The organism is Devosia sp. FKR38, from assembly GCF_005222805.1.
In the GTDB taxonomy this organism is placed as follows: Bacteria; Pseudomonadota; Alphaproteobacteria; order Rhizobiales; family Devosiaceae; genus Devosia.
Genome location: NZ_STGC01000002.1, coordinates 917,042 through 939,900 on the forward strand (window position 1 = coordinate 917,042; position 22,859 = coordinate 939,900).

Annotated in this window: 23 protein-coding genes; 12 read left to right on the top strand and 11 right to left on the bottom strand. The window is 65.1% G+C overall.

Features of this window, described 5'->3' with window-relative positions:
* The first annotated feature begins 1 nt into the window (after nucleotide 1).
* Nucleotides 2–1,006 (top strand): branched-chain amino acid ABC transporter permease, encoded by a 1,005-nt coding sequence (locus tag E8M79_RS04465; RefSeq protein ID WP_137150706.1) that lies wholly within the window; start codon nucleotides 2–4, stop codon nucleotides 1,004–1,006.
* Complete coding sequence (locus tag E8M79_RS04470; protein ID WP_137150707.1) at nucleotides 1,003–2,286, top strand: branched-chain amino acid ABC transporter permease; 1,284 nt, start codon at nucleotides 1,003–1,005, stop codon at nucleotides 2,284–2,286. The genes E8M79_RS04465 and E8M79_RS04470 overlap by 4 nt, the downstream gene beginning before the upstream one ends.
* A gap of 200 nt (nucleotides 2,287–2,486) precedes the next feature.
* Here the strand turns inward: E8M79_RS04470 and E8M79_RS04475 are convergent, their stop codons facing one another.
* The 3 genes from E8M79_RS04475 to E8M79_RS04485 all read right to left on the bottom strand — a co-directional run bounded on the left by E8M79_RS04475 (nucleotide 2,487) and on the right by E8M79_RS04485 (nucleotide 5,074).
* Nucleotides 2,487–3,014, bottom strand: a complete 528-nt coding sequence (locus E8M79_RS04475) for a hypothetical protein (protein WP_137150708.1) — start codon at nucleotides 3,012–3,014, stop codon at nucleotides 2,487–2,489.
* A 109-nt stretch (nucleotides 3,015–3,123) separates the two neighbouring features.
* Complete coding sequence (locus E8M79_RS04480; protein WP_137150709.1) at nucleotides 3,124–3,723, bottom strand: class I SAM-dependent methyltransferase; 600 nt, start codon at nucleotides 3,721–3,723, stop codon at nucleotides 3,124–3,126.
* A 148-nt stretch (nucleotides 3,724–3,871) separates the two neighbouring features.
* Entirely contained in the window at nucleotides 3,872–5,074 is a 1,203-nt protein-coding gene (locus tag E8M79_RS04485) for an ABC transporter substrate-binding protein (protein ID WP_137150710.1), read from the bottom strand.
* 231 nt (nucleotides 5,075–5,305) lie between these two features.
* Here E8M79_RS04485 and E8M79_RS04490 point away from each other — a divergent pair, with 231 nt between their 5' ends.
* From E8M79_RS04490 to pyc, 4 genes are all read left to right on the top strand, one after another.
* Entirely contained in the window at nucleotides 5,306–6,340 is a 1,035-nt protein-coding gene (locus E8M79_RS04490; RefSeq protein ID WP_137150711.1) for a glycine betaine ABC transporter substrate-binding protein, read from the top strand.
* A gap of 202 nt (nucleotides 6,341–6,542) precedes the next feature.
* Nucleotides 6,543–8,048: a GGDEF domain-containing phosphodiesterase gene (locus E8M79_RS04495; RefSeq protein ID WP_137150712.1), complete on the top strand. Its 1,506-nt coding sequence runs from the start codon at nucleotides 6,543–6,545 to the stop codon at nucleotides 8,046–8,048.
* 127 nt (nucleotides 8,049–8,175) lie between these two features.
* On the top strand, nucleotides 8,176–8,592 hold the full coding sequence (locus E8M79_RS04500) for a TIGR01244 family sulfur transferase (RefSeq protein ID WP_205747864.1): 417 nt from the start codon (nucleotides 8,176–8,178) through the stop codon (nucleotides 8,590–8,592).
* 103 nt (nucleotides 8,593–8,695) lie between these two features.
* On the top strand, nucleotides 8,696–12,136 hold the full coding sequence (pyc, locus tag E8M79_RS04505) for a pyruvate carboxylase (protein WP_137150714.1): 3,441 nt from the start codon (nucleotides 8,696–8,698) through the stop codon (nucleotides 12,134–12,136).
* A gap of 53 nt (nucleotides 12,137–12,189) precedes the next feature.
* On the opposite strand, the gene E8M79_RS04510 is transcribed toward pyc, so the two are convergent.
* From E8M79_RS04510 to E8M79_RS04520, 3 genes are read right to left on the bottom strand one after another with little or no spacing between them, the layout of a single operon-like run.
* Nucleotides 12,190–12,513, bottom strand: a complete 324-nt coding sequence (locus E8M79_RS04510; RefSeq protein ID WP_137150715.1) for a YkvA family protein — start codon at nucleotides 12,511–12,513, stop codon at nucleotides 12,190–12,192.
* A 51-nt stretch (nucleotides 12,514–12,564) separates the two neighbouring features.
* The gene (locus E8M79_RS04515; protein WP_137150716.1) at nucleotides 12,565–13,536 is read right to left on the bottom strand and encodes an arabinan endo-1,5-alpha-L-arabinosidase; all 972 of its coding nucleotides are present in this window, start codon (nucleotides 13,534–13,536) and stop codon (nucleotides 12,565–12,567) included.
* Entirely contained in the window at nucleotides 13,533–13,742 is a 210-nt protein-coding gene (locus E8M79_RS04520; RefSeq protein WP_137150717.1) for a DUF4287 domain-containing protein, read from the bottom strand. Before E8M79_RS04520 ends, E8M79_RS04515 begins: the two co-directional genes overlap by 4 nt.
* A 126-nt stretch (nucleotides 13,743–13,868) precedes the next feature.
* On the opposite strand from E8M79_RS04520, the gene ispG reads away from it, so the two are divergent.
* Entirely contained in the window at nucleotides 13,869–15,110 is a 1,242-nt protein-coding gene (gene ispG / locus E8M79_RS04525; protein WP_137150718.1) for a flavodoxin-dependent (E)-4-hydroxy-3-methylbut-2-enyl-diphosphate synthase, read from the top strand.
* 6 nt (nucleotides 15,111–15,116) lie between these two features.
* On the opposite strand, the gene E8M79_RS04530 is transcribed toward ispG, so the two are convergent.
* The 4 genes from E8M79_RS04530 to E8M79_RS04545 form a co-directional block, all read right to left on the bottom strand.
* Nucleotides 15,117–16,298 (bottom strand): GGDEF domain-containing protein, encoded by a 1,182-nt coding sequence (locus E8M79_RS04530; protein ID WP_171015703.1) that lies wholly within the window; start codon nucleotides 16,296–16,298, stop codon nucleotides 15,117–15,119.
* Between the two features lie 84 nt (nucleotides 16,299–16,382).
* Entirely contained in the window at nucleotides 16,383–16,850 is a 468-nt protein-coding gene (locus E8M79_RS04535; RefSeq protein WP_137150720.1) for a YbaK/EbsC family protein, read from the bottom strand.
* 9 nt (nucleotides 16,851–16,859) lie between these two features.
* Nucleotides 16,860–17,489 carry an MOSC domain-containing protein gene (locus E8M79_RS04540; protein WP_137150721.1) on the bottom strand — a complete coding sequence of 210 codons (630 nt, stop codon included), beginning with the start codon at nucleotides 17,487–17,489 and terminating at the stop codon, nucleotides 16,860–16,862.
* Nucleotides 17,490–17,492: 3 nt separating this feature from the next.
* The gene (locus E8M79_RS04545) at nucleotides 17,493–18,395 is read right to left on the bottom strand and encodes a polyprenyl synthetase family protein (RefSeq protein WP_137150722.1); all 903 of its coding nucleotides are present in this window, start codon (nucleotides 18,393–18,395) and stop codon (nucleotides 17,493–17,495) included.
* Nucleotides 18,396–18,519: 124 nt separating this feature from the next.
* On the opposite strand from E8M79_RS04545, the gene E8M79_RS04550 reads away from it, so the two are divergent.
* The 5 genes from E8M79_RS04550 (at nucleotide 18,520) to E8M79_RS04570 (ending at nucleotide 22,296) form a co-directional block, all read left to right on the top strand.
* A complete protein-coding gene (locus tag E8M79_RS04550) occupies nucleotides 18,520–19,233 on the top strand; it encodes a transglycosylase domain-containing protein (protein WP_137150723.1) in 714 nt (237 codons plus the stop codon).
* A gap of 163 nt (nucleotides 19,234–19,396) precedes the next feature.
* On the top strand, nucleotides 19,397–19,576 hold the full coding sequence (gene rpmF, locus E8M79_RS04555; protein ID WP_137150724.1) for a 50S ribosomal protein L32: 180 nt from the start codon (nucleotides 19,397–19,399) through the stop codon (nucleotides 19,574–19,576).
* Between the two features lie 130 nt (nucleotides 19,577–19,706).
* Nucleotides 19,707–21,107, top strand: coding sequence for a class II fumarate hydratase (fumC, locus tag E8M79_RS04560; RefSeq protein WP_137150725.1), 1,401 nt, complete (start codon nucleotides 19,707–19,709; stop codon nucleotides 21,105–21,107).
* A 228-nt stretch (nucleotides 21,108–21,335) separates the two neighbouring features.
* Nucleotides 21,336–21,764 carry a nitroreductase/quinone reductase family protein gene (locus tag E8M79_RS04565; RefSeq protein WP_137150726.1) on the top strand — a complete coding sequence of 143 codons (429 nt, stop codon included), beginning with the start codon at nucleotides 21,336–21,338 and terminating at the stop codon, nucleotides 21,762–21,764.
* A gap of 175 nt (nucleotides 21,765–21,939) precedes the next feature.
* A complete protein-coding gene (locus E8M79_RS04570; RefSeq protein ID WP_137150727.1) occupies nucleotides 21,940–22,296 on the top strand; it encodes a DUF2200 domain-containing protein in 357 nt (118 codons plus the stop codon).
* A 58-nt stretch (nucleotides 22,297–22,354) separates the two neighbouring features.
* Here the strand turns inward: E8M79_RS04570 and E8M79_RS04575 are convergent, their stop codons facing one another.
* Nucleotides 22,355–22,834 carry a VOC family protein gene (locus E8M79_RS04575; protein WP_137150728.1) on the bottom strand — a complete coding sequence of 160 codons (480 nt, stop codon included), beginning with the start codon at nucleotides 22,832–22,834 and terminating at the stop codon, nucleotides 22,355–22,357.
* Between the last annotated feature and the right edge of the window lie 25 nt (nucleotides 22,835–22,859).

A 22,859-nucleotide genomic window follows, 5' to 3' on the forward strand; every position in this document is an offset into this window, starting at 1 on the left:
CGTGACCGAACTCGTCTTCTTCATCAACCAGGTCGTGATCGCCGGCGCCGTGCTGGGCTGCATCTATGCCCTGGGCGCGGTCGGCATCACGCTGATCTTCGGCATCCTGCGCTTTGCCCATTTCGCCCATTCGGAGCTGATGACCTCGGGCGCCTTTTTTGCCTTCATGCTGGCGGCGCTGTTTGCCAGCTGGGGCATTGTCACGCCCATTCCCACCGGCTTTGTCGTGCTGCCGCTGGCCATGGTGATGTCGGCCATTTTTGCCTTGGGCATCGACAAGGGCTTTTATGCCCCGCTGCGCAAGCGCGGCGCCAAGCCGGTGATCCTGCTCATTGCCTCGATCGGCGTGACGCTGATGGTGCAGGGCCTGATCCGCCTGTTCTTCGGGGCCGGCAGCTATTCGTTCTTTGAGACCGAAACCAAGGACGTGTTCCGCATCGACACCAGCTTCCTCGGGTCCACCCGGCCGCTGGTCATCACCGAGCCGCAGCTGCTGATGATCGTGGTCACGGTGATCTCCGTGCTGGCGCTGCATCTGTTCCTGACGCGCTCGCGCCTGGGCAAGGCCATGCGCGCCATGGCCGACAATGCCGATCTGGCCCAGGTCTCGGGCATCAATACCGCGCTGGTGGTCCGGGTCACCTGGGTCGTCGCCGGCGCGCTGGCCTGCATGGCCGGCACCATGCTGGCGCTCGACGTGACGCTCAAGCCGGACCTCGCCTTCAACATCATCATCCCGATCTTTGCCGCCGCCATCGTGGGCGGGCTGGGCCAGGCCTATGGCGCCATCGCCGGGGGCCTGCTGATCGGCTTTGCCGAATCGCTGGCCGTGTTCAACTGGACCATGGTGCTGCGCCCGCTCAATGCCGTGCTGCCCGAATGGGCGCAGCTGCCGGCGACGCTGGCGCTGGTGCCCACCGAATATAAGCTCACCGTGGCATTCGTGATCCTGGTGGTGGTGTTGCTGGTGCGACCCACGGGAATCTTCAAGGGAGCCTCGTCATGATCCGGCGCTCGCTCAGCCTTTTTGCGGGTCTCTTCGTGCTGATCCTGGTGGTCGGCTGGTTGATGGGCCTGCCCTTTACCTCGAGCCGCCTCGTGGAAGCGGCCGCCTATGCGCTGATCGCCCTGGGGCTCAATATCCAGTGGGGCTATGGCGGGCTGTTCAACTTCGGCATCATGGGCTTTCTGATGCTGGGCGGCTTTGCCGTCACCTTCATGTCCTATCCGGTCAATGCCGAATTCTGGGGCGGCGATGGCCCCATGCTGCTCGGCCGGGCGCTCCTGGCCTTTGCGCTGGGCGTGCTGCTGGTGCTGGCGGCGCGGCGCAGTGATCGCATTGGCATCACCGGGCGCTGGAAGGCGACGCTGGTGGTGCTGGCCTGGTTTGTGGGCTATTGCGTCTATCGCAGCCAGATCGATCCGGCGGCGGCCTATATCGAGGCCAATGCCGGCTTTGTCGGCGGGCTGGGGCTCAATGCGGTGTTCGGCTGGATCTTCGGCGGCATTCTGGCCGCTGGCGTCGCCTATATCGTGGGCAAGATCGCCCTGGGCCTGCGCACCGATTACCTCGCCATTGCCACCATCGGCATTTCCGAAATCATCCGCGCGCTGATCAAGAACATGGATTGGCTGACCCGTGGCACGCTGACCGTCTCGCCCATTCCATGGCCGACGCCGCTGCCGCAGGATTATCAGGCTGGCGGCGCCGATCAGGTGACCGCGCTGCTCTTGGCCCGTGGCGGCTATCTGGCGCTGGCCATTGTCGTGCTGGGCCTGGCCATGTGGCTGGTCAGCCGCGCCTATTCCGGCCCCTGGGGCCGCATGATGCGCGCCATCCGCGACAATCACATTGCCGCCGCTTCCATGGGCAAGGACGTCAAATCGCGCCAGCTCGAGATCTTCATCTTCGGCTCGGTGCTGATGGGCATTGGCGGCGCCATGCTGGTCAGCTTCACGCAGATCTTTGATCCCAGTAGCTACCAGCCGATCAACCACACCTTCCTGATCTGGGTGATGATCATTGTCGGCGGCGCCGGCAACAATTGGGGTGCGGTCTTCGGCGCGGTGCTGATCTGGCTGGTCTGGGTGGTCAGCGAGCCGGTGGCCAAGGCGATCTTTGAGACGATCAGCTATTGGTCCACCACGGTTGGCTGGTCCGAAATCCCCGACATCGAATCGCGCTCGGCCCAGATGCGCGTCTTCGTGCTCGGCCTCGTCATCACCATCGCCCTGCGCTACGCCCCCAAGGGTCTGATCCCCGAACGCGTCCGCCAGGACGCGTAGCGGGCAGGGTGCGGCGACGGGCGCCGCGCTAGGCCAAACGGCTGTTGGCTGAGATGACGCGGGGAGAGGAATGGCGGCCACTCCTGCACGCTGCCACTCTCCTGCCCCGCCACCGTCGTCACCCTCGGGCTTGACCCGAGGGCTCTGCACTGGCGGAGGGATGGTCCGGCTCGTCACCGTCCGTCCCCCATTACAAACCACTAGTCGTCGAGCCGGGGTGTCCACCAGCCGCCGGGTTCGTAGCCGCCGGACATGGCGATGTCCTTGCCAGTGATGGCCTGTTCGGCAAAGCAGCGGCGGGCGTGTTCGTGCAGGCTGGTGACCCAGCCGTCCCCGAGGACATGCACCAGTTCGTCGATGTCATCGAGGCGTTGCGCGATGGCGCCGGCGTGGCGGGCGTGGAACATGGCGCCGGGGACACTGGCCAAAAGGACAATCAGCAGGGGTTCCTCGGGCGTGGCGTCCCAGCGCCCGGCGCGGATCCCGGCGGGCAGATCCCGGCCCCAGGCCTGATCGGTGATCCGTGGCTCCCAAAACTCAAGCGTCAGTGGCGGGTTGGGGACGTCCGCCGGGCCCTCGAAGGGGTGGCGGCGCGACACATACTCCAGCGGCGCGCCGACGATATCGGCGATGATGCCGCGCCATTGCAAGAACTGTCCAGGCTTGCCGCAATAGAGGCCATCAATGTCAATCTCTGCGAGGCAGGGGTGGCGGTCGTCTTGTGCCATTGCTGCGTGTCCTTGTGGCGGGGCGCAGTGGTTTTGACACGGGCGGACGATGGGCGCTGTTTCGTGCGGAACGGAGCGGCGGCGCGGTTGCGCGACAGCGCCCGCCCCGTCACCGCGCAGCGGCTTTGCACGCCTCTGCCCAGAGCCAGCGCGTCGGCTTGCCGTCGTAGCCCGATCCATCGGCCGCGGTGATGTCCAGGCTGGCCCAGGGCCCGGAAGCGCGGAGGTGATCGTGTAGCTGATCGGCACTCAGATAATTGTAGTAGCGGCCAAACTGGTCGCGGCCTTCGGCGTCGCCGGCCTTAAAGCTCGCCATCAATCGGCCGCCGGGGCGCAGCGCGGCAAAGATGCGTGCCAGCGCGTCGGTCAGCTCATGGCGCGGCGCGTGCAGCAGGCAGGCGCAGGCCCAGACGCCGTCATAGGCGCTCTCATCGGCCAGTTCGTGGAAGGCCATGATGCGCACCGGCATGCCCAGGCGCTTTTCGGCTTCGGCCGCCAGTTCGGGGGAGGCGTCGGAGGGCGTCACGGCAAAGCCGGCGGTTCGCATGGCGGCGGCATCGCGGCCATTGCCCGTGCCCAGTTCCAGCACGGCGCCGCCCGGCGGGAGCTGCGCCAGAAAGCCGGCCAGCTGCGCCGATGGGCGCTCGGCATGCTGCGCATAGGCTTCGGCATTGTCGGCGTAAAATTTCAGCGTCTCGGGATCGGGCATCTTGGCTCCAAGCAAAAGGCCCGGGATTTCTCCCGGGCCTGAATAGATTGTGCGGATCGACGGCCGGGCCCTGCGCGCGCAGCGCTCCGGGCGTCGTCTCCTCAAAACCCTCCACCGGAGGGTTTTGTCGGCTTGCGCCGGATGGAGCCTACTTGATCAGGCCCTTTTCGACGAACTTGCCGCCTTCGACGGCCAGCTCGACGATGATGCCATCCACGTCGCCGGCTGCGTCGAAGTCGAGGGCGCCACCGGCACCTTCATAGTCGATGTCGGTGCCGGCCTTGATCAGCTCGACAGCCTTGGTCCATTCGCCGGGCAGGATCTTCTCGCCGGGCGCCGAGGACACATCGCGCAGGGCAGCCGAGAGGCCGTCACGCGAGGCCGAGCCATTCTTCTCGATGGCCAGGGCCAGCAGGAACGCTGCGTCATAGGCCTGGGGGGCATAGGTGGCGTTGGCCACAAAGCCGTCGCTGGTGAAGGCGTTGTAGATGTCCACGGCGCCGCCCGAAGGAGCACCGGCGCGGGTGGCGATCAGGCCTTCCACGGCTGCAGCGTCGATGCCGCTGAGCAGGTCGTCGCCGACCATGCCGTCACCGCCGACATAGGTGGTGAAATTGCCGGACTCGACGGCCTGGCGCAGGATGGTGTTACCCGAGGCATTGGCATAGGCCAGGATCACCAGGTTCTGGCTGGCGACCAGATTGCCCAGCTCGGCGCGGTAGTCGGCCTTGCCTTCTTCATGGGCGACGCTGGCTGCAACCGTGCCGCCGCCGGCGGTGTAGGCTGCGGTCAGGGCTTCGGCGAAGCCTTTGCCGTAGTCGTTGTTCACATAGGTGATGGCGATGTCCTTGACGCCCTTGGCGAGCAGCAGGTCAGCCATCTTGACGCCCTGGAGCGCGTCCGACGGGGTGGTGCGGTACACCAGGTCGTTGTCTTCCAGGGTGGTCAGGGCCGGGGCCGAGGAGGCCGGGGAGATGAACACCACATTGCCCGACAGGCCCGAGCCATTGAAGGCGCCGATGGTTTCGCCGGTGCACAGGGCACCCACGACGCCGGTGACATTGTCGGTGTTGATCAGCTTGTCGGCAGCGGCAGCAGCGGCCGTCGCGTCGCAGGCGCCGTCAGCGGAGATCAGCTTGAGCTCGCCGCCCAGGATGCCGCCCTGTTCGTTGACCTGCTTAACAACCAGCTCAGCGCCGGCAAAGATCGGCGGAGTCAGCGATTCAATGGGGCCGGTGAAGCCGCCGATGAAGCCGATGGTGGCGCCGGTATCCTGCGCCATGGCCGGTGCGGCGGCGACCAGAGCCGAGGCAGCTACGGCCAGGGCCAGCGTTGTCTTGAGATTGAGCATGTACGTCCCTCTGATGGGTTGATCCGTGGAGCGGCCCTTGAACGGGCGCGTCTTGCCGGGCGGGTCAACGCGATAAAGGGGGCGCAACCCGCGCCCCGCTGCAGCAACTGTTGCACATTTGAGGGGAGGGAGTCACCGGGTATTGATCTGGGTTTGCGGCCAAGCGCGCTGTTGCTTAACAGGCGCGTTTTCTGCAAGTTGGCCAAAGTCTTCTGCAACGGCCGGGTCGTGATGAATCGTCTGATTGGCGCTTTGATGCTGGCGGTTGTCGGCCTGTTGGTCTCGCCGGCCTGGGCGCAGTTCACCGTGCTCGATCACGCCCAGGATGGCGGCGCGGCCCCCAGTCCGGAAGCCGTGGCGCAACCGGCGCCGCTGTGCGGCACGCGCACCATCTCGATTGCCCGCGTCGGCTGGCCTTCGGCGCAGATCCTCGCCGAAATCCACGCGCGTCTGCTGGCCAAGGCCTTTGGCTGCACCGTCTGGGTGATGCAGGCCGATCTGGCGGCCATTGGGTCGACGATGAGCGCGACGGGCGAGCCGGCGGTGGCGCCCGAGATGTGGCCCAATCGCATTGCCGAACTGTGGAATGCCGGCGTTAATGCGCAGACCCTGCGTGCCGCCGCCACCACCTATGCCCAGGCCCAGCTCGAGGGCTGGTTCATCCCCGACTATCTGGCGCAGGCGCAGCCCCAGCTCAAGGCGGCCAGCGAGTTGGCCGCGGTGCTGCCTGCGCTGGCCGGCACCGGTCGCGTGCGGCTGATTTCCTGCCCGCCCGATTGGGCCTGTGCGGTGATCAACCGCAATCTGGTCAAGGCCTATGGGCTGACAGGACAAGTCGATGTGGTCGAGCCGGCCAATCGGCTCGAGATGGATACGCTGATTGCCCAGGCGGTCAGCAGCAAGGAGCCGGTTGTTTTCTACTATTGGCAGCCCAATGCCATCCTGGCCCAGCTCAGCTTCACCGCGCTCGACATGGGCGCCTATGACGCCGGTGCCGCCAAGTGCCTGGCCCAGGTCAGCTGCGCCGATCCCAAGCCGAGTGCCTTTGCGCCGGAAACTGTGGTGGTGGCGATCAGCGAGTGGCTGGCCACCGATGTGCCGGTGGTTGCGGGCTATTTCCGCCGCTCCAGCCTGCCGCTGCAGGAGATGAGCACGCTGCTGGCGCAGCTCAGCGAGGGCGGGGCGAGCGTGGAAAGCGTGGCGGACCGCTTTGTTGCCGAGCGGCAGGATATCTGGGGCGCCTGGGTGGGGGCCGGCACGCCTTAAGGCGCGGTTCACCACGATTGCGTTTGGTCCCGCGGTGTCGGCCCGTTGTCACATAGGCTGGATAGATTGACTGTCGCGCGTTCGTAAATTTCTGTTAAACTACTGGAAATACACAGTATTCATTTTGCATTCACGCATTTTTTACGGTCGGTGCGGCATTGTGTCTGCGATCCTGCGTATCGGATCTGAAGGATAGGCCACCATGCGCCATAGTATTGCGCCTTCTCGTATCCTGGACGGCTACCTGACTTGCACCGTGGTCGTGGGCTCGGCCGTCCTGATCGGGCTGATGGCCTGGATCGTCTTCGGTGAGACCCATGGGCTCAATACGCAGCTGATGATCCAGCTCTCGGTTGCCGGCCTGGTCGTGCTGCTGATGGTCACCCAGGTTTTCAGCTATTACGTGCTGCGGGGCCGTCTCCGCCAGGCGCAATCTGCCGAGCAGGCGCGGCTGGCCTCGGCGCATCGGGATGCGCTCACGGGCGTCTCCACGCGCTCGTTCTTCCTCGATGCCCTGCGCGACGAGGTCTATCACGGCGCCTATCGCCCGGTTGGCTATCTGCAGCTCGATATGGACAATCTCAAGGTGCTCAATGACACCGCCGGACATGGGGCCGGCGATGCGGCGCTGGTGCATCTGACTGCCACCATCCGCGAATTGATGCCACAGGCTGTGGTTGGGCGGCTGGGTGGCGACGAATTCGGCATTGCCATCTTCGGGCATGACAACAAGCCGGCCCTCAAGCGGCTGGGCGAAGAATTGCTGCGCCGGCTGGATCGGCCTGTGGGCATTGGCGGGCGCCCGGTGCGGCTCTCGGCCACCATCGGCATCGCCATGTCGCCGCAGGACGCCACAGAGGCTGACGAGCTGATCTCCAAGGCCGATCTGGCGCTCTACAAGGGCAAGCGCAATGGCCGCCGCATGGTCGTGGCCTTTGACCGCGACATGCTGGGCGATGAGCGGCATCGGCGCTTTGTCGAACGCGAACTGCGCGCGGCGCTGCTGATGGACGAGTTGGAGCTGCACTACCAGCCGGTCTATGGCCGGGACATGGCGGTGCGCTCGCATGAGGCGCTGGTGCGCTGGCGCCACCGGGTGCGCGGCCTGATCCCGCCATCGGAATTCATCGCCATCGCCGAGGAGAGCGATCTCATCGACAAGCTGGGCGAATGGGTGCTGCGCCGGGCCTGCCGCGACCTGCCGCGCCTGCGCACGCCAGTGGCGGTCAACGTCTCGCCGGCCCAGCTGCGCCATGCCGATTTCGCGCCGCGCTTTGCTGCGGTGCTGGAGGAAATGAACACCGATCCCGCCCAGATCATTGTCGAGATCACCGAGACCGTGCCGCTGCAGGCGCGGGGGGTCGAGCTGGCGCAGGTCGATGCGCTGCGGGCCCTGGGCGTGCGCATTGCCATCGACGATTTCGGCGCCGGCCATGCGAGCCTGCAATATCTGCGCAGCTTTGCCTGCGACATCATCAAGATCGACCGCAGCTATGTCAGCAATTTGGCTGAGAACCGCATCAATGCGATCATTGTCTCGGCCATCTGCGAGATTGCCCGGGCCCTGCCGGTGGATGTGATCGCCGAGGGCGTCGAGACCGAGGAGCAGTTGCGCCTGCTGCAGCAGGCTGGCTGCACCGCCTTTCAGGGCTATCTGCTGGGGCGCCCGCAGCCCCTGTCGGCCACAAGCGTGGCCAACGCCGCCTGATCAGCCCCGGCGCCACCAGCCGATGACAGGGTGATGACAGCTTGTGCGTGCACCCGGTTGCGTCGCGATGCGGCGCACGGATATAAGGGGAGCGGGGAAGCCGATTGGTGGCATCGGGAGTAGTGACTTGGATTTGAAGCGGATCAACGATCACGTCAGTGTTTCAGGGCAGGTTTGGCCTGAAGACGTCGCTGCCCTCAAAGCCGCCGGATTCGTCGCCATCATCAACAATCGTCCGGACGGGGAATCGCCCGACCAGCCGGCTGGTGCCGATATCGAAGCCGCCGCAATTGCCAATGGCATGGCCTACCATGCCATTCCCCTGGGTCGTGACGGGGTGTCCCCCGCCATGGTCGAACAGACCAGACAAGTGCTCGAGGGGAGCGCCGGTCCGGTCTTCTGCTTCTGCCGCAGCGGTACGCGGTCCACTACCCTGTGGGCCCTCAGCCAGGCAGGGGCCATGGACGCCAGCGCCATCATCGCGCAGGCGGCTGATGCTGGCTATGACATGAGCCATCTGGCCGGTCATCTCAGCCGGACATAGACGCGCTATATTCCGCGGTGCAGCCGGGCACCCGGCCGCACCGTTCGTAGATTGCTGAGCCGGACCCAACGGTCCTCAACCCCTCTTGCTCGGACGGACACTTATGCCCATCAAGAAAATCCTCGTCGCCAACCGCAGCGAAATCGCCATTCGCGTCTTCCGCGCCGCCAATGAGCTGGGTCTGAAGACCGTGGCGGCCTATGCCGAGGAAGACAAGCTGGCACTGCACCGCTTCAAGGCCGATGAGGCCTATCTGATCGGCAAGGGCAAAGGCCCGGTCGAGGCGTATCTGCAGATCGACGAATATATCCGCATTGCACGCCTGTCGGGCGCGGACGCCATCCACCCCGGCTATGGCCTGCTGTCGGAGAGCCCGGAGTTCGTCGACGCCTGCGAGGCAGCCGGCATCATCTTCATCGGCCCGCGGGCGCAGACCATGCGCGACCTGGGCAACAAGGTCGCCGCGCGCAATATGGCGATCGCCTCCAATGTGCCGGTGGTGCCCGCCACCGAGGCGCTGCCCGATGACCCGGACGAGATCAAGCGCCTTGCCGCCGAGATCGGCTATCCGCTCATGCTCAAGGCCAGCTGGGGCGGCGGCGGCCGCGGCATGCGCCGCATCATGGACGAAAAGAGCCTGTTGAGCGAAGTCAGCGAAGGCAAGCGCGAGGCCAAGGCAGCGTTCGGCAAGGACGAGATGTATCTCGAAAAGCTGGTCGAGCGTGCCCGGCACGTCGAAGTGCAGCTGATCGGCGACGATCATGGCAATCTGGTGCATCTGTTCGAGCGCGACTGCTCGGTGCAGCGGCGCAACCAGAAGGTGGTCGAGCGCGCCCCTGCGCCCTATCTCAGCGAAGCCGTGCGCAAGGAACTCACCGACGCCGCGGTGCGCCTGGGTAATGCGGCCAGCTATCGCGGCGCCGGCACGGTCGAATTCCTGATGGATGCCGATACCGACAAGTTCTACTTCATCGAAGTGAACCCGCGCATCCAGGTGGAGCATACCGTCACCGAAGAGGTGACCGGCATCGACATCGTCAAGGCGCAGATCCATCTGCTCGATGGCGCCGTCATCGGGACGCCCGAATCCGGCGTGCCGCTGCAGCAGGATATCCACCTTAACGGCAATGCCATCCAGTGCCGCGTGACCACCGAGGATCCGGAAGCCAATTTCATTCCCGATTATGGCCGCATCACTGCCTATCGCGGCGCGACCGGGTTCGGCGTTCGGCTTGATGGCGGCACGGCCTATGCCGGCGCGGTCATCACGCGCTTTTACGATCCGCTCTTGGAAAAGGTCACCTGCTGGGCGCCCAGCGCCGAAGAGGCGATCGCCCGCATGCACCGCGCCCTGCGCGAGTTCCGCATTCGCGGCGTCTCGACCAATCTGGCGTTCCTTGAGAACATCATCACCCATCCCGATTTTGTCGAGAACCGCTACACCACGCGCTTCATCGACACGACGCCGGAGCTGTTCAACTTCAAGCCGCGCAAGGACCGCGCGACAAAGCTCTTGAGCTACATCGCCGACGTCACCGTCAACGGGCATCCCGAAGTGCGCGATCGGCCCAAGCCGCCGGCGGAAGCTGCGGCGCCCATGGTGCCCGAGTTCCCGCCGCTGTCGGTCATCGAGGGCAGCCGGCAGATTCTGGATCGCGACGGTCCGGTGGCGCTGGCCAACTGGATGAAGAGCCAGAAGCGGGTGCTGTTCACCGACACCACCATGCGCGATGCGCACCAGAGCCTGCTGGCCACCCGCATGCGCAGCTTTGACATCACCCGCATTGCCCAGGCCTATAGCCGCGGCCTGCCGGACCTCTTCAGCCTCGAATGCTGGGGCGGCGCGACCTTCGACGTCTCCATGCGCTTCCTCAACGAAGACCCCTGGGAGCGTCTGGCCAAGGTGCGCGAAGGCGCGCCCAATATCCTCACCCAGATGCTGCTGCGCGGCAGCAATGGCGTGGGCTACACCAATTATCCCGACAATGTGGTCAAGTTCTTTGTCGCCCAGGCGGCCAAGGGCGGCGTCGACATCTTCCGCGTGTTCGATTGCCTGAACTGGGTGGAGAACATGCGCGTCTCGCTCGACGCGGTTGTCGAGGCGGGCAAGGTGGCCGAAGGCGTCATCTGCTACACCGGCGACATGCTGGACCCCGACCGGGCCAAGTATGACCTGAAATACTACGTCGGTCTGGCCAAGGAGCTGGAAGCGGCGGGCGTGCATGTGCTGGGCCTCAAGGACATGGCGGGTCTGCTCAAGCCGGCTGCGGCCAAAAAGCTGATCGCCACGCTCAAGCAGGAGATCGGCCTGCCGATTCACCTGCATACCCACGACACCTCGGGTGCGGCGGCGGCAACTGTGCTGGCGGCAGTGGATGCGGGCGTCGATGCGGTCGATGCGGCCATGGATGCGCTGAGCGGCACGACGAGCCAGCCCACGCTGGGCTCGCTGGTCGCGGCCCTCGCCGATGGCGATCGTGATCCGGGCCTTGATGCCAAGGCGATCCGGCAGATCTCGTTCTATTGGGAAGCCGTGCGCACGCAGTATCGGGCCTTTGAGAGCGATCTCAAGGGCGGCGCCTCGGAAGTCTATCTGCATGAAATGCCGGGCGGCCAGTTCACCAATCTCAAGGAACAGGCGCGCTCGCTGGGTCTGGAAACCCGCTGGCACGAGGTCGCCCAGACCTATGCGGACGTCAATCAGATGTTCGGCGATATCGTCAAGGTGACGCCATCGTCCAAGGTGGTGGGCGACATGGCACTGGCCATGGTCTCGGCCGGGCTCAAGCGCGCCGATGTCGAAGATCCCAATCGCGATATCGCCTTCCCCGATTCGGTGGTGGGCTTCTTCGCCGGTGATCTGGGCCAGCCGCCGGGCGGCTTCCCCCAGGCACTGCAGAAGAAAGTCCTCAAGGGCAAGGCCCCGCTCACCGAGCGGCCGGGCTCCTATCTCAAGGATGTCGATCTGGAAGCCGAGCGCACCAAGATCGCCGAAGAGGTCGGTCATCCCATCGATGATTTCCGTCTCGCGTCGTACCTGATGTATCCCAAGGTCTATTCGGATTTCGAAAAGACCCAGGACCGCTATGGCCCCACCGAAGCGCTGCCGACCCCGGTCTATTTCTATGGGCTGAGCGAGGGCGACGAACTGCTGGTCGATATCGAGAAGGGCAAGACGCTGGTCCTGCAGTATCTCGGCCGCGCCCCGACCAACGAGAAGGGCGAGGTGCGCGTGTTCTTCGACCTCAATGGCCAGCCGCGCACCATTCTGGTGCCGGATCGCCTCAAGGTCGGCGAAGTCAAGGTGCGCGCCAAGGCGGCGCTGGGCGATGCCAAGCAGGTCGGCGCACCCATGCCGGGCGTCATTTCCGGCCTCAATGCCAAGGCTGGCCAGAAGGTGACGGCGGGCGATGTGATCTGCTCGATCGAGGCGATGAAGATGGAAACGGCCATCCATGCCGAGATCGACGGGGTGATCGCCGAAGTGCTGGTCAAGCCGGGCGACCAGATCGACGCCAAGGATCTGCTGATCCGCTTCGAATAAACAACAAGAAGGCCTGGAGCGATCCGGGCCTTCCTCTTTTCACAGGCGCGCGGCTAGAGCCGGCGGGCGCGGCCGTCGATGGTGGGACCGCCCCGATTGGGGCCGCGATCATTGCGATCGCGATGGTCGGCGCGGGCCTTGATGGGCAGGCGCGAGACGATCCAGCTGACCATCAGCGGCACCAGGATGATGTCATCAACCCAGCCGAGCACCGGAATGACGTCGGGGATGATGTCGAATGGGTTCACCAGATAGAAGGCGGTAAGGGCCGTCGCCGCCTTGAGGTAGAACGGGGTCTCGGGGGCAAAGAACGCCTGCCAAAGCAGCACGACTTCCTTGCGGAACAGAATGATGCGGGGGAGGAGTGTCTTGAACATAGCCAATAAATGGGAAGGGCCGGGACCGCGTTCAAGGCCCCGACCCGTCTATCACGGCAGATCGGGCAGGGTGGGCCAGCCCTCGGCGGTCCAGCCGATGGGCAGCAGCCCCAGCTTGGGGCGGCCGCCGTCTTCGCCGTCATAATAGTGGAAGGCCAGCCAGGGCGCGCCATCGCGCTCGAAGACCTCCTGGCCGCCGGGGCCGATAGTCCTTCCAGTGCTGGCCAGCAGTTCGGTGCCGCCACCTTCCAGCATGGGTGTACCGCTGGCATCGACATAGGGCCCCTCAATGGCGTCCGCCCGGCCCACCATGATGCGGTAGGTGGAACTGCGACCGCGGCAGCAGCTGTCAAAGGACACAAAGAGGTAGAAGCGCCCGTCATGGGCGATGATGGCCGGCGCCTCGATGGCGCCGCCGCCGCGCGAGGCGATGGGCATGGGTTCAGCGCCGGGGAGAGGCTTGCCGCTGGCCGGGTCCAGCTCCAGCAGGCGGATGCCATCCCAGAAGGAGCCAAAGCTCAGATAGGCCTTGTCCCCGACATCGGTGCGGAAGGGGTCGATGGCGTTGAAGCTGTCGCCAGCGCGGGAGCGGACAACCAGGCCCTGGTCCACCCAGCCCGCGGTGGGCTGCGTCGGATCAAGCGCGGCATTGGTCATCAGGCCGATGGCGCTGTCGTTGCGGCCGAAGCTCGAGGCGGAATAATAGAGGTAGTGCGTGCCGCCCGTCTCAAACACCGAGGGGGCCCAGATATTGCGCGGGGTAAAGCCCAGTTCACGGACGATCCAGGCTGGCATGCCGCCGGGCAGGGCGCCGGCCTCCTGCCAGGTGATGCCGTCGGGCGAGGTCTTGGTGCGGGGCGTGCCGCCATCGGGGGCTCTTTCGACGCCGGTGGCAAAGGAGACAAGGCCATTGTCGAGCACGGCGATGGACGGATCGTGGATATAGATATTGCCCTTGAGCGCTTCCGCCTGGGCAGCACTGCTGGCCAGGGCGAACAGCAGGAGGATCAAGGTGCGCCTCATGCCAATACGCCCCGATCACGCAGCAGCTTGACGATGGCCATGGCATGGCCCTGGCCCAGGCCATAGTCGGCCTTGAGCCAGTCGGTGATCGGCGTCGCCTTGGCGCCGGGCGCGGTCAGGCCCTTCTCGATGGCCAGGCGCACGAATTCGTCCGGCGTCACACCCGTCTGCTTTTCGATATTGGCCATATAGGCGGCAAAACTCATCACAATCCTCCTCCGCTGGACGGATGCTACACGAGTGCGCGCGCGATGCCAGTTCGACACAATCGAGAAGCATTGCGCTGCTAGAGCGACAGGCTTATTTCTCCGGGCAGGTATTAGAGGTGTTTCATGGCTGGTCCGCTCGCACGCAGGCATTCGGTTGGGGTCAATGTGGGCGGCGTGTTGGTGGGCGGCGGCGCCCCCATCGTCGTGCAGTCCATGACCAATACCGACACCGCCGATATTGATGCGACGGTGCGGCAGGTGATGCAGCTGGCCCGGGCCGGGTCGGAGATCGTGCGCATCACGGTGGATCGCGACGAGAGCGCGGCCGCGGTGCCGATCATCCGCGACCGGCTGGCCGTGCTGGGCTATGACGTGCCGCTGGTGGGCGATTTCCACTATATCGGCCACAAGCTGCTCACCGACCATCCGGCCTGTGCCGAGGCGCTGGCGAAATATCGAATCAATCCGGGCAATGTGGGCTTCAAGGCCAAGCGCGACACGCAGTTTTCGACGCTGATCGAGCTGGCGCTGAAATATGACAAGCCGGTGCGCATCGGGGTCAACTGGGGCTCGCTCGATGAAGAGCTGCTGACCCGGCTGATGGACGAGAATGCCGCCGCCGGTTCGCCGCTTGGCGCTGCCGCCGTGCAGCGCGAGGCCATCATCCAGTCGGCGCTGCTCAGCGCCCAGCGCGCCGAGGAGATCGGCCTGGGCCGCGACAAGATTATCCTCTCCACCAAGGTCAGCGATGTGCAGCATCTGATCGCGGTCTATCAGGATCTGGCGGCGCGCTGCGATTATGCGCTGCACCTGGGTCTGACCGAAGCCGGCATGGGCACCAAGGGCGTGGTGGCCTCCTCGGCGGCGCTCGGCATTCTGCTGCAGCAGGGCATTGGCGACACCATTCGCATCTCATTGACCCCCGAGCCGGGCGGCGATCGCACTACCGAGGTCAAGGTGGCGCAGGAGCTGCTGCAGACCATGGGCTTCCGCCAGTTCGTGCCGGTGGTCGCGGCCTGCCCCGGTTGCGGGCGCACCACCTCGACGACCTTTCAGACGCTGGCCAAGGATATCGAGGCGCATCTGTCGAGCTCGATGCCGGAGTGGAAGGAGCGCTATCCTGGCGTTGAGACGCTGTCGGTGGCGGTGATGGGCTGCATCGTCAACGGTCCGGGCGAATCCAAGCATGCCAATATCGGCATTTCGCTGCCGGGCACCGGGGAATCGCCGGCCGCGCCGGTGTTCGTGGACGGGCAGAAAGTGGCGACACTGCGCGGCACCGATGTTGCCGATCAGTTCAAGGTGATGGTGGCCGACTATATCGAAAGAAAGTTCGGCAACGGCGCGCGGACGGCGGCGCAATAGCGGGGCTCAGCCCTCGGTGATGCGGTCGCGGCCATTGCGTTTGCTGGCATAAAGCAGCTGGTCTGCCCGGTGATAGACGGCCAGCAGGTCCTCGCCGGGCTGCGGCTCGGTCACGCCGATGCTGATGGTCACGCCCCTGTCCTGCGGACGGGGCGGGGTGACCTCGAGCACGCGGCTGCGCAGCGCCTCCAGCACCTGCCGGGCCCGCTCCATATCGGTGCCATAGAGCAGCAGGGCAAATTCCTCGCCGCCCAGGCGGGTGGCCATATCCATGGGACGGCGCGCCAGATTGCGGATGGCATCGGCCACGGCGCAGATCGCCACATCGCCCGCTGTATGGCCATGCTGGTCGTTGAACAGCTTGAAATGATCGATGTCGATCACCGCCAGCACGATAGGCTCGTCGGTGCGCGCTGCATGAGCCAGGGCGGCCGTGGCGTGGCGCTGGAACAGGCGGCGGTTGGCCAGGTCGGTCAGCGGATCAAACTGGGCCTGGCGCGCCAGCATGCCGGTGAGCAGGAACTGGCGGCGATGGGCCAGCTCGCGCATATAGCCGCCGATACTGCCCACCGGCACGGCCAGCACCAGCACAAAGATCAGGCCGAACTGGCCGCGCCCGGTGATGTCGTTGAGCAGCAGGAAGCCGGCAATTGTGGCTGCGCCGATGGGCAAGAGCGACGCGATCAGGGCCCAGGAAAACACCATGCCCAGCGGCAGGAAGGCCGCGAGCACCGCGACCACCAGCGCCGCATCGGCCGACGGGATGCCATGGGACTTGTAGATGATGGCGTTGATTGCGGCCACGGTCGCCACAAGGGAATAGACGATCACGGCCACAGTGCCCAGCGGCATGCGCTTGCGCAGCGGACTGAGCAGGATGACAGCGATGATAACAAGCGAAGCAATGCGCCCGCTCACCAGAAACCACAGGTCAGGGCGCGGGATGCCGTTGCGGGCCACATCGAGCCGGACAAAGTCGAAGGCGACAAAGCAGAACCAGATGATCAGTGTGGCGGCTGCGCAGACCATGGCGGCAGGGCGTTGTTCGTCGGCCAGGGCCTTGCGGTACTCAGCTTCCAGCGCGGGCTCGAACCGCAGTCTTGAAAAGCCTTTGGCGAACTGGCGCTCGTAGCGCTCCTCGTTCGTTGCCTGGATGGGGGCGGGACTGTCGATGACTTTGGCGAGCAAGACTGTTGTTTCCCGATGCCGGCTTGGCGCCAGATCCATCGCCGCACACACTACTGTGTGGCTATTGCGAAGGTGTGAATAAAGTCAAGTCGGTAGCAGGCAGGCGTCGACCCAGTTGTCGCCGCACAGCGCCGCCAGTCGCGACAGGCTGAGGCGCACCGAGGCATGGGTGTGGCCGCCGGCGGGAATGACCAGATCATAGATCTGAAGGGAGCTGTCGAGATAGATCGGCAGTGGCGCCGGCAGGCCAAAGGGGCAGACGCCGCCGACGGGATGGCTGGTCAATTGCTCGACCTCTTCGGCGCCCAGCATGCGCGGCCGTCCGCCAAAGGCCGCCTTGGCCTTCTGGTTGTCGAGCCGGGCATCGCCGCGGGTCACCAGCAGCACGACCTCGTCGCGCACGCGAATGCACAATGTCTTGGCGATCTGGCCGGGGGCCACGCCATGAACCTCGGCAGCCAGCTGCACGGTGGCCGTGGACAGTTCGGTGACCTCGACGGTGAGATCGGGGGCGCGGGTGGCGAGGTCGGCCGTTACGGATGCAAGGCTCATCGGCTTCTTTCAGAACAGGCGGGCAAGTTTGTCTTCGTATTCGCTGCGCATCTTGTGATGGATCGGCGCCTTGAGCGCCCGGCGCATCACCGCGGGGTCGGCATCGCGCTCCAGCGCCATCAGATCGCGCACGCTGACCCGATCGCCCTCAAAGAGCGTGATGAGCACGGGCTGGCCCGCCCGGAGGCTGCCGTCCTCGATCACGCGGCAATAGGCGCCGGGGCGGCCCGCCTGGTGGAAGCGCTTGACGAAGCCCTTGTCGCCCATGCGCGCGGCCAGCACGTTGCAGGGGGTGCGGTGGGAGGTGACTTCCAGGGTCACCGGACCGATCTGGAACCGATCGCCGGGGGCCACGGCATGGCCTTCGACGCCGGCAATGGTGAGGTTCTCGCCAAAGGTGCCGGGGGCGAGCTCGGTGCCCAGCTCCTGGGACCACCACTGATAGTCATCGGCGAAATAGACATAGACGGCCTGGTCGCGGCCGCCGTGATGGCGTCGGTCGAGGACGGCGTCGCCCACGAGGCCCTCGCGCGTCACCTGCACATCGGTTTCCACGGGCTGTTTGTAGATGCCGGTCTTGGCGGTCTTGCCCGGAATGGGCTGGGGTTCACCGATATTGACGCTGGCGAGAATGGCCATGGCTCAGTGCTCCCGGCTGGCGAAAAAGCGGGCGGTGGCGCGCAGGCCATCGGCCTTGGGGCCGAAGGTGCGCAGCGCCGACAGCGCGGCATTGACCGTATCGGCCAGATGCTTGCGCGCGCCCTCGAGCCCCAGCGTTGCCACCAGGGTCTGCTTGCCCAGGGCCGCGTCCTTGCCGGCGGCCTTGCCCAGGGCCTCGGCGGTGGCCGTCACGTCCAGAATATCGTCGGCCAGCTGGAAGGCGCGCCCGGACGCCTCGGCATAGGCGGTGAGCACGGCCAGCGCCCGCGCATCGGCGCCGCCCAATATGGCGCCCATGCGCACGCTGGCGCGGATCAGTGCGCCGGTTTTCATGGCCTGCATGGTGGCGATCTCGGCAGGCGAGAGTTGCCCCTGCTCGCCCTCGATGTCGCGCATCTGCCCGCCCACCATGCCGCCGGCGCCAGAGCCGCGGGCCAGCTCGGTCACCAGGGCAATGCGCACGCTGGCGTCGGGATGGCAGTCCGGGTCGGCAAGCAGGTCGAAGGCATGGGTCAGTAGAGCGTCGCCGGCCAGAATGGCGGTGGCGTCGTCATAGGCCTTGTGCACGGTGGGGCGGCCGCGGCGCAGATCGTCATTGTCCATCGCCGGCAGGTCATCGTGGATGAGCGAATAGCAATGGATCATCTCGACGGCGAGGCCGGCGGGCAGGGTGCGCTCGGCCGGCACGCTGAAGATGGCCGCCGCCTGACGCACCAGTAGCGGGCGCAGGCGCTTGCCGCCTTCCAGGCTGCCATGGCGCATGGCGTCCACCAGCCGCTCCGGCGCCGGGCCGGGTCCGGACAGGCGCGCGGCGCTCAGGCGGTCACCCAGGGCGCGTTCCACGTCATTGGCGCAATGGGCCATTTCGGCATCAAAATCATACATGCCCCGTTGCTAGCCTGTCCCCTTGCGGGCGGCAAGATGGCGAGGCCATTGGTGATAGAGCGTGCGGACAGATACGGGGCCGGCACAGGCTGGAATCGGCCGGCCCGCTCGGCTAAGGGATGGCATGGCAAGACGAAAACCCAAGGGCATCTGGCGTCTCTTCCGCACTCTGGGCATCGCCCTGGCCGTGCTGGTGGCGATTCCGCTGCTGCTGACCCCGCTCTATCTGTTTGTCGATCCGATTTCTGTGCCCATGCTCGAGCGCTATGTCACGGGACGGCCGGTGGATCGGCAGTGGCGGGATATCGACGCGATCTCTGATCGTCTCAAGGCGGGCGTTGTGCTGTCCGAAGATGGGCAGTTCTGCCGCCATTGGGGTGTGGACCTGGGCGCGCTGCGCGACGAGGTTGAGCGCTATATGGCCGGTGAAGACGCCCGAGGGGCCTCCACCATCACCATGCAGGTGGCGCGCAATCTGTTCCTGTGGAACGGGCAGAGCGTGCTGCGCAAGGCGCTTGAGGTGCCGTTGGCGATCTATATCGACCTGGTGCTGCCCAAGCGGCGGATCATGGAGATCTATCTCAACATCGCCGAATGGGGACCGGAAGGCCAGTTCGGCGCCGTGGCCGGGGCCGAGCGGGCCTTTGGCATCGCGCCGGACCGGCTGAGCTGGCGCCAGGCGAGCCTTCTGGTCACGGCCTTGCCCAATCCCCTGCTGCGCCAGCCTGGGCGCCCCTCGGCGGGGATGGAGCGGATCGCTGGCGTCATCGTGCAGCGCGTGGGGGAATATGGTGAGCGGGCTGCCTGCGTGGGGGCGGGCGGGCGGCTGGCGCTCTAGCGGTGGCGGGCCGGCCGGGCCGGCTTGCGCACAGGGCAAACGGGGTTCCACAAACCCCCTAGCCAAGCCCCCGCACTTGCTCTATAGGAACCGCCAATCCCCACAGAGTTAAGTCTCTGGGCCGCTCTGGCGGCGCAATGATATTGAATTCGGAGTACCGACCATGGCAGTGCCAAAACGAAAGACCTCGCCGATGAAGCGCGGCTTCCGCCGCTCGGCCGACGCTCTTGCTTCCTCGTCCTATGTCGAAGACAAGGATTCGGGCGAGCTGCGCCGCCCGCACCACGTTGACCTGAAGACCGGCATGTACCGCGGTCGCCAGATCCTCGCGGCCAAGAAGTAATCGAAAGACGGACAGCGCAATGCGCTCCGGTCTGATATGCAAGCGGCCGACCCTGTAAAGGGTCGGCCGTTTTTGTTCTGCCTGCCATTCCTGCTCGCCCGCTGCGGCGGCCTGTTTCCTGGAGACTGCCATGACGACCCGCGTTGAATCGGACACCATGGGCACCATCAATGTGCCTGCCGACAAGTACTACGGCGCGCAGACGGCCCGCAGTCTCGCCAATTTCGACATTGGCGGCGAAAAGATGCCCAAGGAAATCATCACCGCCTTTGGCGTGCTCAAGAAGGCTGCCGCGCTGGCCAATCACAAGCTGGGCCTGCTCGACGAAGCCACGCGCGACCTGATCGTGGCCGCCGCCGATGAGGTGATCGCCGGCAAGCTCGATGGGCATTTCCCGCTGGTGGTCTGGCAAACCGGCTCGGGCACGCAGTCCAACATGAATGTCAATGAGGTCATCTCCAACCGCGCCATTGAAATGGCCGGCGGTACCATGGGCTCGAAAAAGCCCGTGCACCCCAATGACCATGTCAACATGAGCCAGTCGTCCAACGACACCTATCCCACGGCCATGCACATCGCCGCCGTCGAGGCGCTGGAGAATTATCTGTTCGAGCGCGTGGCCCTGCTGCGCGACACGCTGGCCGCCAAGGCTGAAGCCTATATGGATGTGGTCAAGATCGGCCGCACGCATCTGCAGGATGCGACGCCCCTGACGCTGGGCCAGGAGATCTCGGGCTGGGTGGCCCAGATCGACTATGCCGTCTCGGCCATCAAGGTGACGCTGCCCCAGCTCAAGGAGCTGGCGCTGGGCGGCACGGCGGTGGGCACGGGGCTCAATGCCCATCCCGACTATGCCGTGGCCGTGGCCAAGGAAATCGCCGGGCTGACCGGGCATGATTTCGTCACCGGGCCCAACAAGTTTGCTCTGCTGGCCGGGCACGACGCCTTTGTGGGCACCTCGGGCGCGCTCAAGCAGCTGGCCGTGGCCTTCATGAAGATCGCCAATGACGTGCGCTGGCTGGCCTCGGGCCCCCGCTCGGGCCTGGGCGAGATCACCATTCCGGAGAACGAGCCGGGTAGCTCGATCATGCCGGGCAAGGTCAATCCGACCCAGTCGGAAGCCATGACCATGGTCGTCGCCCAGGTGATGGGCAATGACGCGGCCATCGGCTTTGCCGCCAGCCAGGGCAATTTCGAGCTTAACGTCTTCAAGCCGGTCATCGCCTACAACTTCCTGCAGTCGGTGCGCCTGCTGGCCGATGCCGCCAAGAGCTTTAATGACAATTGCGCCGTGGGCATCGAGCCTGACCGTGCGCGCATCAAGGAGCTGGTCGACAAGTCGCTGATGCTGGTGACTGCGCTCAACCGCAAAATCGGCTACGATAACGCCGCCAAGATCGCCAAGACGGCGCACAAGAATGGCACCACGCTGCGTGAGACCGCCATCGCGCTGGGCCTGCTGAGCGGCGAAGAGTTCGACGCCGAGGTCAAGCCCGAGCAGATGGTCGGTCCGCTCAAGCTCAAGAAGTAAGGCCTAAGGCCCCGCTCTCCTGGAAAGCCGCCCATCTGGGCGGCTTTCTTCGTTTCGATCCTGCTTCTTGTTCAGGCCGGCCGCGACCACTAGCTTGAGCCTATCGCCTCAAGATGGTCATCGGTCTTGAGGGAACGACGCACCGATCAACATAAGGCCAGGGCGCAAGAGGGCGGTCAGCGGGACCGTGAGGCGTTTGGTCTTTGAACCGATAGGAGGTGAAGACCCATGAACGACTTCAACGCACAGGTCATTGCAGACTTTAATGCCAACGGCGGCAAGCCTGGTGGCTATTTCAAGGACGCGCCGGTCTTGCTGCTGCATTCGATTGGCGCCAAGTCCGGACAGGAGCGCACGCAGCCTCTGATGTATCTGCCCGGCGGTGAACGCCGCTGGTACGTGTTCGCATCCTACGGTGGTGCCCCCAAGAACCCGGCCTGGTATCACAACCTGCTTGCCAACCCCGATTTCGATATTTCGGTGGGCGATGGCACCACCATTTCGCGCGTTCCCGTTCATGCCCGTGAGCTCGCGGGTGAAGAGCGCGACCAAACCTATGCCAGGCAAGCGGAGCTGTTCCCCCAGTTTGCCGACTACGAGAAAAAGACCACGCGCGACATCATCCCTGTCATCGAACTGACCGCCCGCGCCTCGTGATATCGGGTCGCCATTCGAAGTGAGCCGCGCACAAACAAAAGGGGGACGGACGCCTACACACAGCAGCCGCCGTCCCTGCCGGCCTATCACGCCGGGCTGCAACAGGCGGCATCTGTTCCCCTGGTCGAACCATTGTGCCAGGCTGACCTGAGAGGCTAATGGCGGGGAGAGAGCCATGGACCAGAAAAATCATCGCATCTACACCATGGCCGTCGCCAGCGTTTACCCGGCCTATATCGCCAAGGCCGAGCGCAAGGGACGGACAAAACAAGAGGTGGATGAGATCATTTGCTGGCTGACCGGCCACAGCCAATCATCCTTCACCGCCGAATTGGACAAGAAGACCAATTTTGCGGACTTCTTCGCGCAAGCGCCAAACATGAATCCGGCGCGCTCCCGCATCACCGGCTCTGTGTGTGGCGTCAAGGTTCAGGAGATTGCCGAGCCGGTGATGCGCGAGATTCGCTACCTCGACAAGCTCGTCGACGAGCTTGCCAAAGGCAAGGCCATGGACAAGATCCTGCGCCAATGATCCAAGGGCAGCGCCTGAGTGACGTCAGGCGCCCCCAAAACGACCAGTGATAGAGCCCTTACCCCTTGATGGCCGCCTCAATGGTGGCGATGTCGATCTTCCTCATGGTCATCATGGCGTCGAAGGCGCGCTTGGCTTCCGCGCCGCCCGCCGTGATCGCCGCGACCAGGGCGCGGGGGGTGATCTGCCAGAAGATGCCCCATTTGTCCTTGCACCAGCCACACATGCTCTCCTGCCCGCCATTGCCGACAATGGCGTTCCAGTAGCGGTCGGTCTCGTCCTGGTTGTCCGTGGCCACCTGGAACGAGAAGGCTTCGGAGTGCGGAAAGGCCGGGCCGCCGTTGAGCCCGACGCAGGGAATGCCCATGACGGTGAATTCCACGGTGAGCACCGCGCCGGCCTTGGTGGAGGGATTGTCGCTGGGCGCGCGGTGGACCCCGGTGACCTTGGTGTCCGGGAACAGCCCGGCATAGAAATTGGCGGCCTCCTCGGCCTGGCCATCATACCAGATGCAAATGATGTTCTTGGGCGTTGCCATGGCGTCCTCCTGTTTAGCGGCCCTG

What these genes read in the sequence shown, in the direction of transcription:
- E8M79_RS04495 (WP_137150712.1), top strand. Translation starts at nt 6,543, where the DNA reads ATGCGCCATAGTATTGCGCCTTCTCGTATCCTGGACGGCTACCTGACT.
- E8M79_RS04565 (WP_137150726.1), top strand. Translation starts at nt 21,336, where the DNA reads ATGAACGACTTCAACGCACAGGTCATTGCAGACTTTAATGCCAACGGC.
- E8M79_RS04545 (WP_137150722.1), bottom strand. Translation starts at nt 18,395, where the DNA reads ATGTATGATTTTGATGCCGAAATGGCCCATTGCGCCAATGACGTGGAA.
- pyc (WP_137150714.1), top strand. Translation starts at nt 8,696, where the DNA reads ATGCCCATCAAGAAAATCCTCGTCGCCAACCGCAGCGAAATCGCCATT.
- E8M79_RS04485 (WP_137150710.1), bottom strand. Translation starts at nt 5,074, where the DNA reads ATGCTCAATCTCAAGACAACGCTGGCCCTGGCCGTAGCTGCCTCGGCT.
- E8M79_RS04540 (WP_137150721.1), bottom strand. Translation starts at nt 17,489, where the DNA reads ATGGCCATTCTCGCCAGCGTCAATATCGGTGAACCCCAGCCCATTCCG.
- fumC (WP_137150725.1), top strand. Translation starts at nt 19,707, where the DNA reads ATGACGACCCGCGTTGAATCGGACACCATGGGCACCATCAATGTGCCT.
- E8M79_RS04575 (WP_137150728.1), bottom strand. Translation starts at nt 22,834, where the DNA reads ATGGCAACGCCCAAGAACATCATTTGCATCTGGTATGATGGCCAGGCC.
- E8M79_RS04515 (WP_137150716.1), bottom strand. Translation starts at nt 13,536, where the DNA reads ATGAGGCGCACCTTGATCCTCCTGCTGTTCGCCCTGGCCAGCAGTGCT.
- rpmF (WP_137150724.1), top strand. Translation starts at nt 19,397, where the DNA reads ATGGCAGTGCCAAAACGAAAGACCTCGCCGATGAAGCGCGGCTTCCGC.
- E8M79_RS04470 (WP_137150707.1), top strand. Translation starts at nt 1,003, where the DNA reads ATGATCCGGCGCTCGCTCAGCCTTTTTGCGGGTCTCTTCGTGCTGATC.
- E8M79_RS04480 (WP_137150709.1), bottom strand. Translation starts at nt 3,723, where the DNA reads ATGCCCGATCCCGAGACGCTGAAATTTTACGCCGACAATGCCGAAGCC.
- E8M79_RS04535 (WP_137150720.1), bottom strand. Translation starts at nt 16,850, where the DNA reads ATGAGCCTTGCATCCGTAACGGCCGACCTCGCCACCCGCGCCCCCGAT.
- E8M79_RS04475 (WP_137150708.1), bottom strand. Translation starts at nt 3,014, where the DNA reads ATGGCACAAGACGACCGCCACCCCTGCCTCGCAGAGATTGACATTGAT.
- E8M79_RS04520 (WP_137150717.1), bottom strand. Translation starts at nt 13,742, where the DNA reads ATGAGTTTTGCCGCCTATATGGCCAATATCGAAAAGCAGACGGGTGTG.
- E8M79_RS04570 (WP_137150727.1), top strand. Translation starts at nt 21,940, where the DNA reads ATGGACCAGAAAAATCATCGCATCTACACCATGGCCGTCGCCAGCGTT.
- E8M79_RS04550 (WP_137150723.1), top strand. Translation starts at nt 18,520, where the DNA reads ATGGCAAGACGAAAACCCAAGGGCATCTGGCGTCTCTTCCGCACTCTG.
- ispG (WP_137150718.1), top strand. Translation starts at nt 13,869, where the DNA reads ATGGCTGGTCCGCTCGCACGCAGGCATTCGGTTGGGGTCAATGTGGGC.
- E8M79_RS04510 (WP_137150715.1), bottom strand. Translation starts at nt 12,513, where the DNA reads ATGTTCAAGACACTCCTCCCCCGCATCATTCTGTTCCGCAAGGAAGTC.
- E8M79_RS04490 (WP_137150711.1), top strand. Translation starts at nt 5,306, where the DNA reads ATGAATCGTCTGATTGGCGCTTTGATGCTGGCGGTTGTCGGCCTGTTG.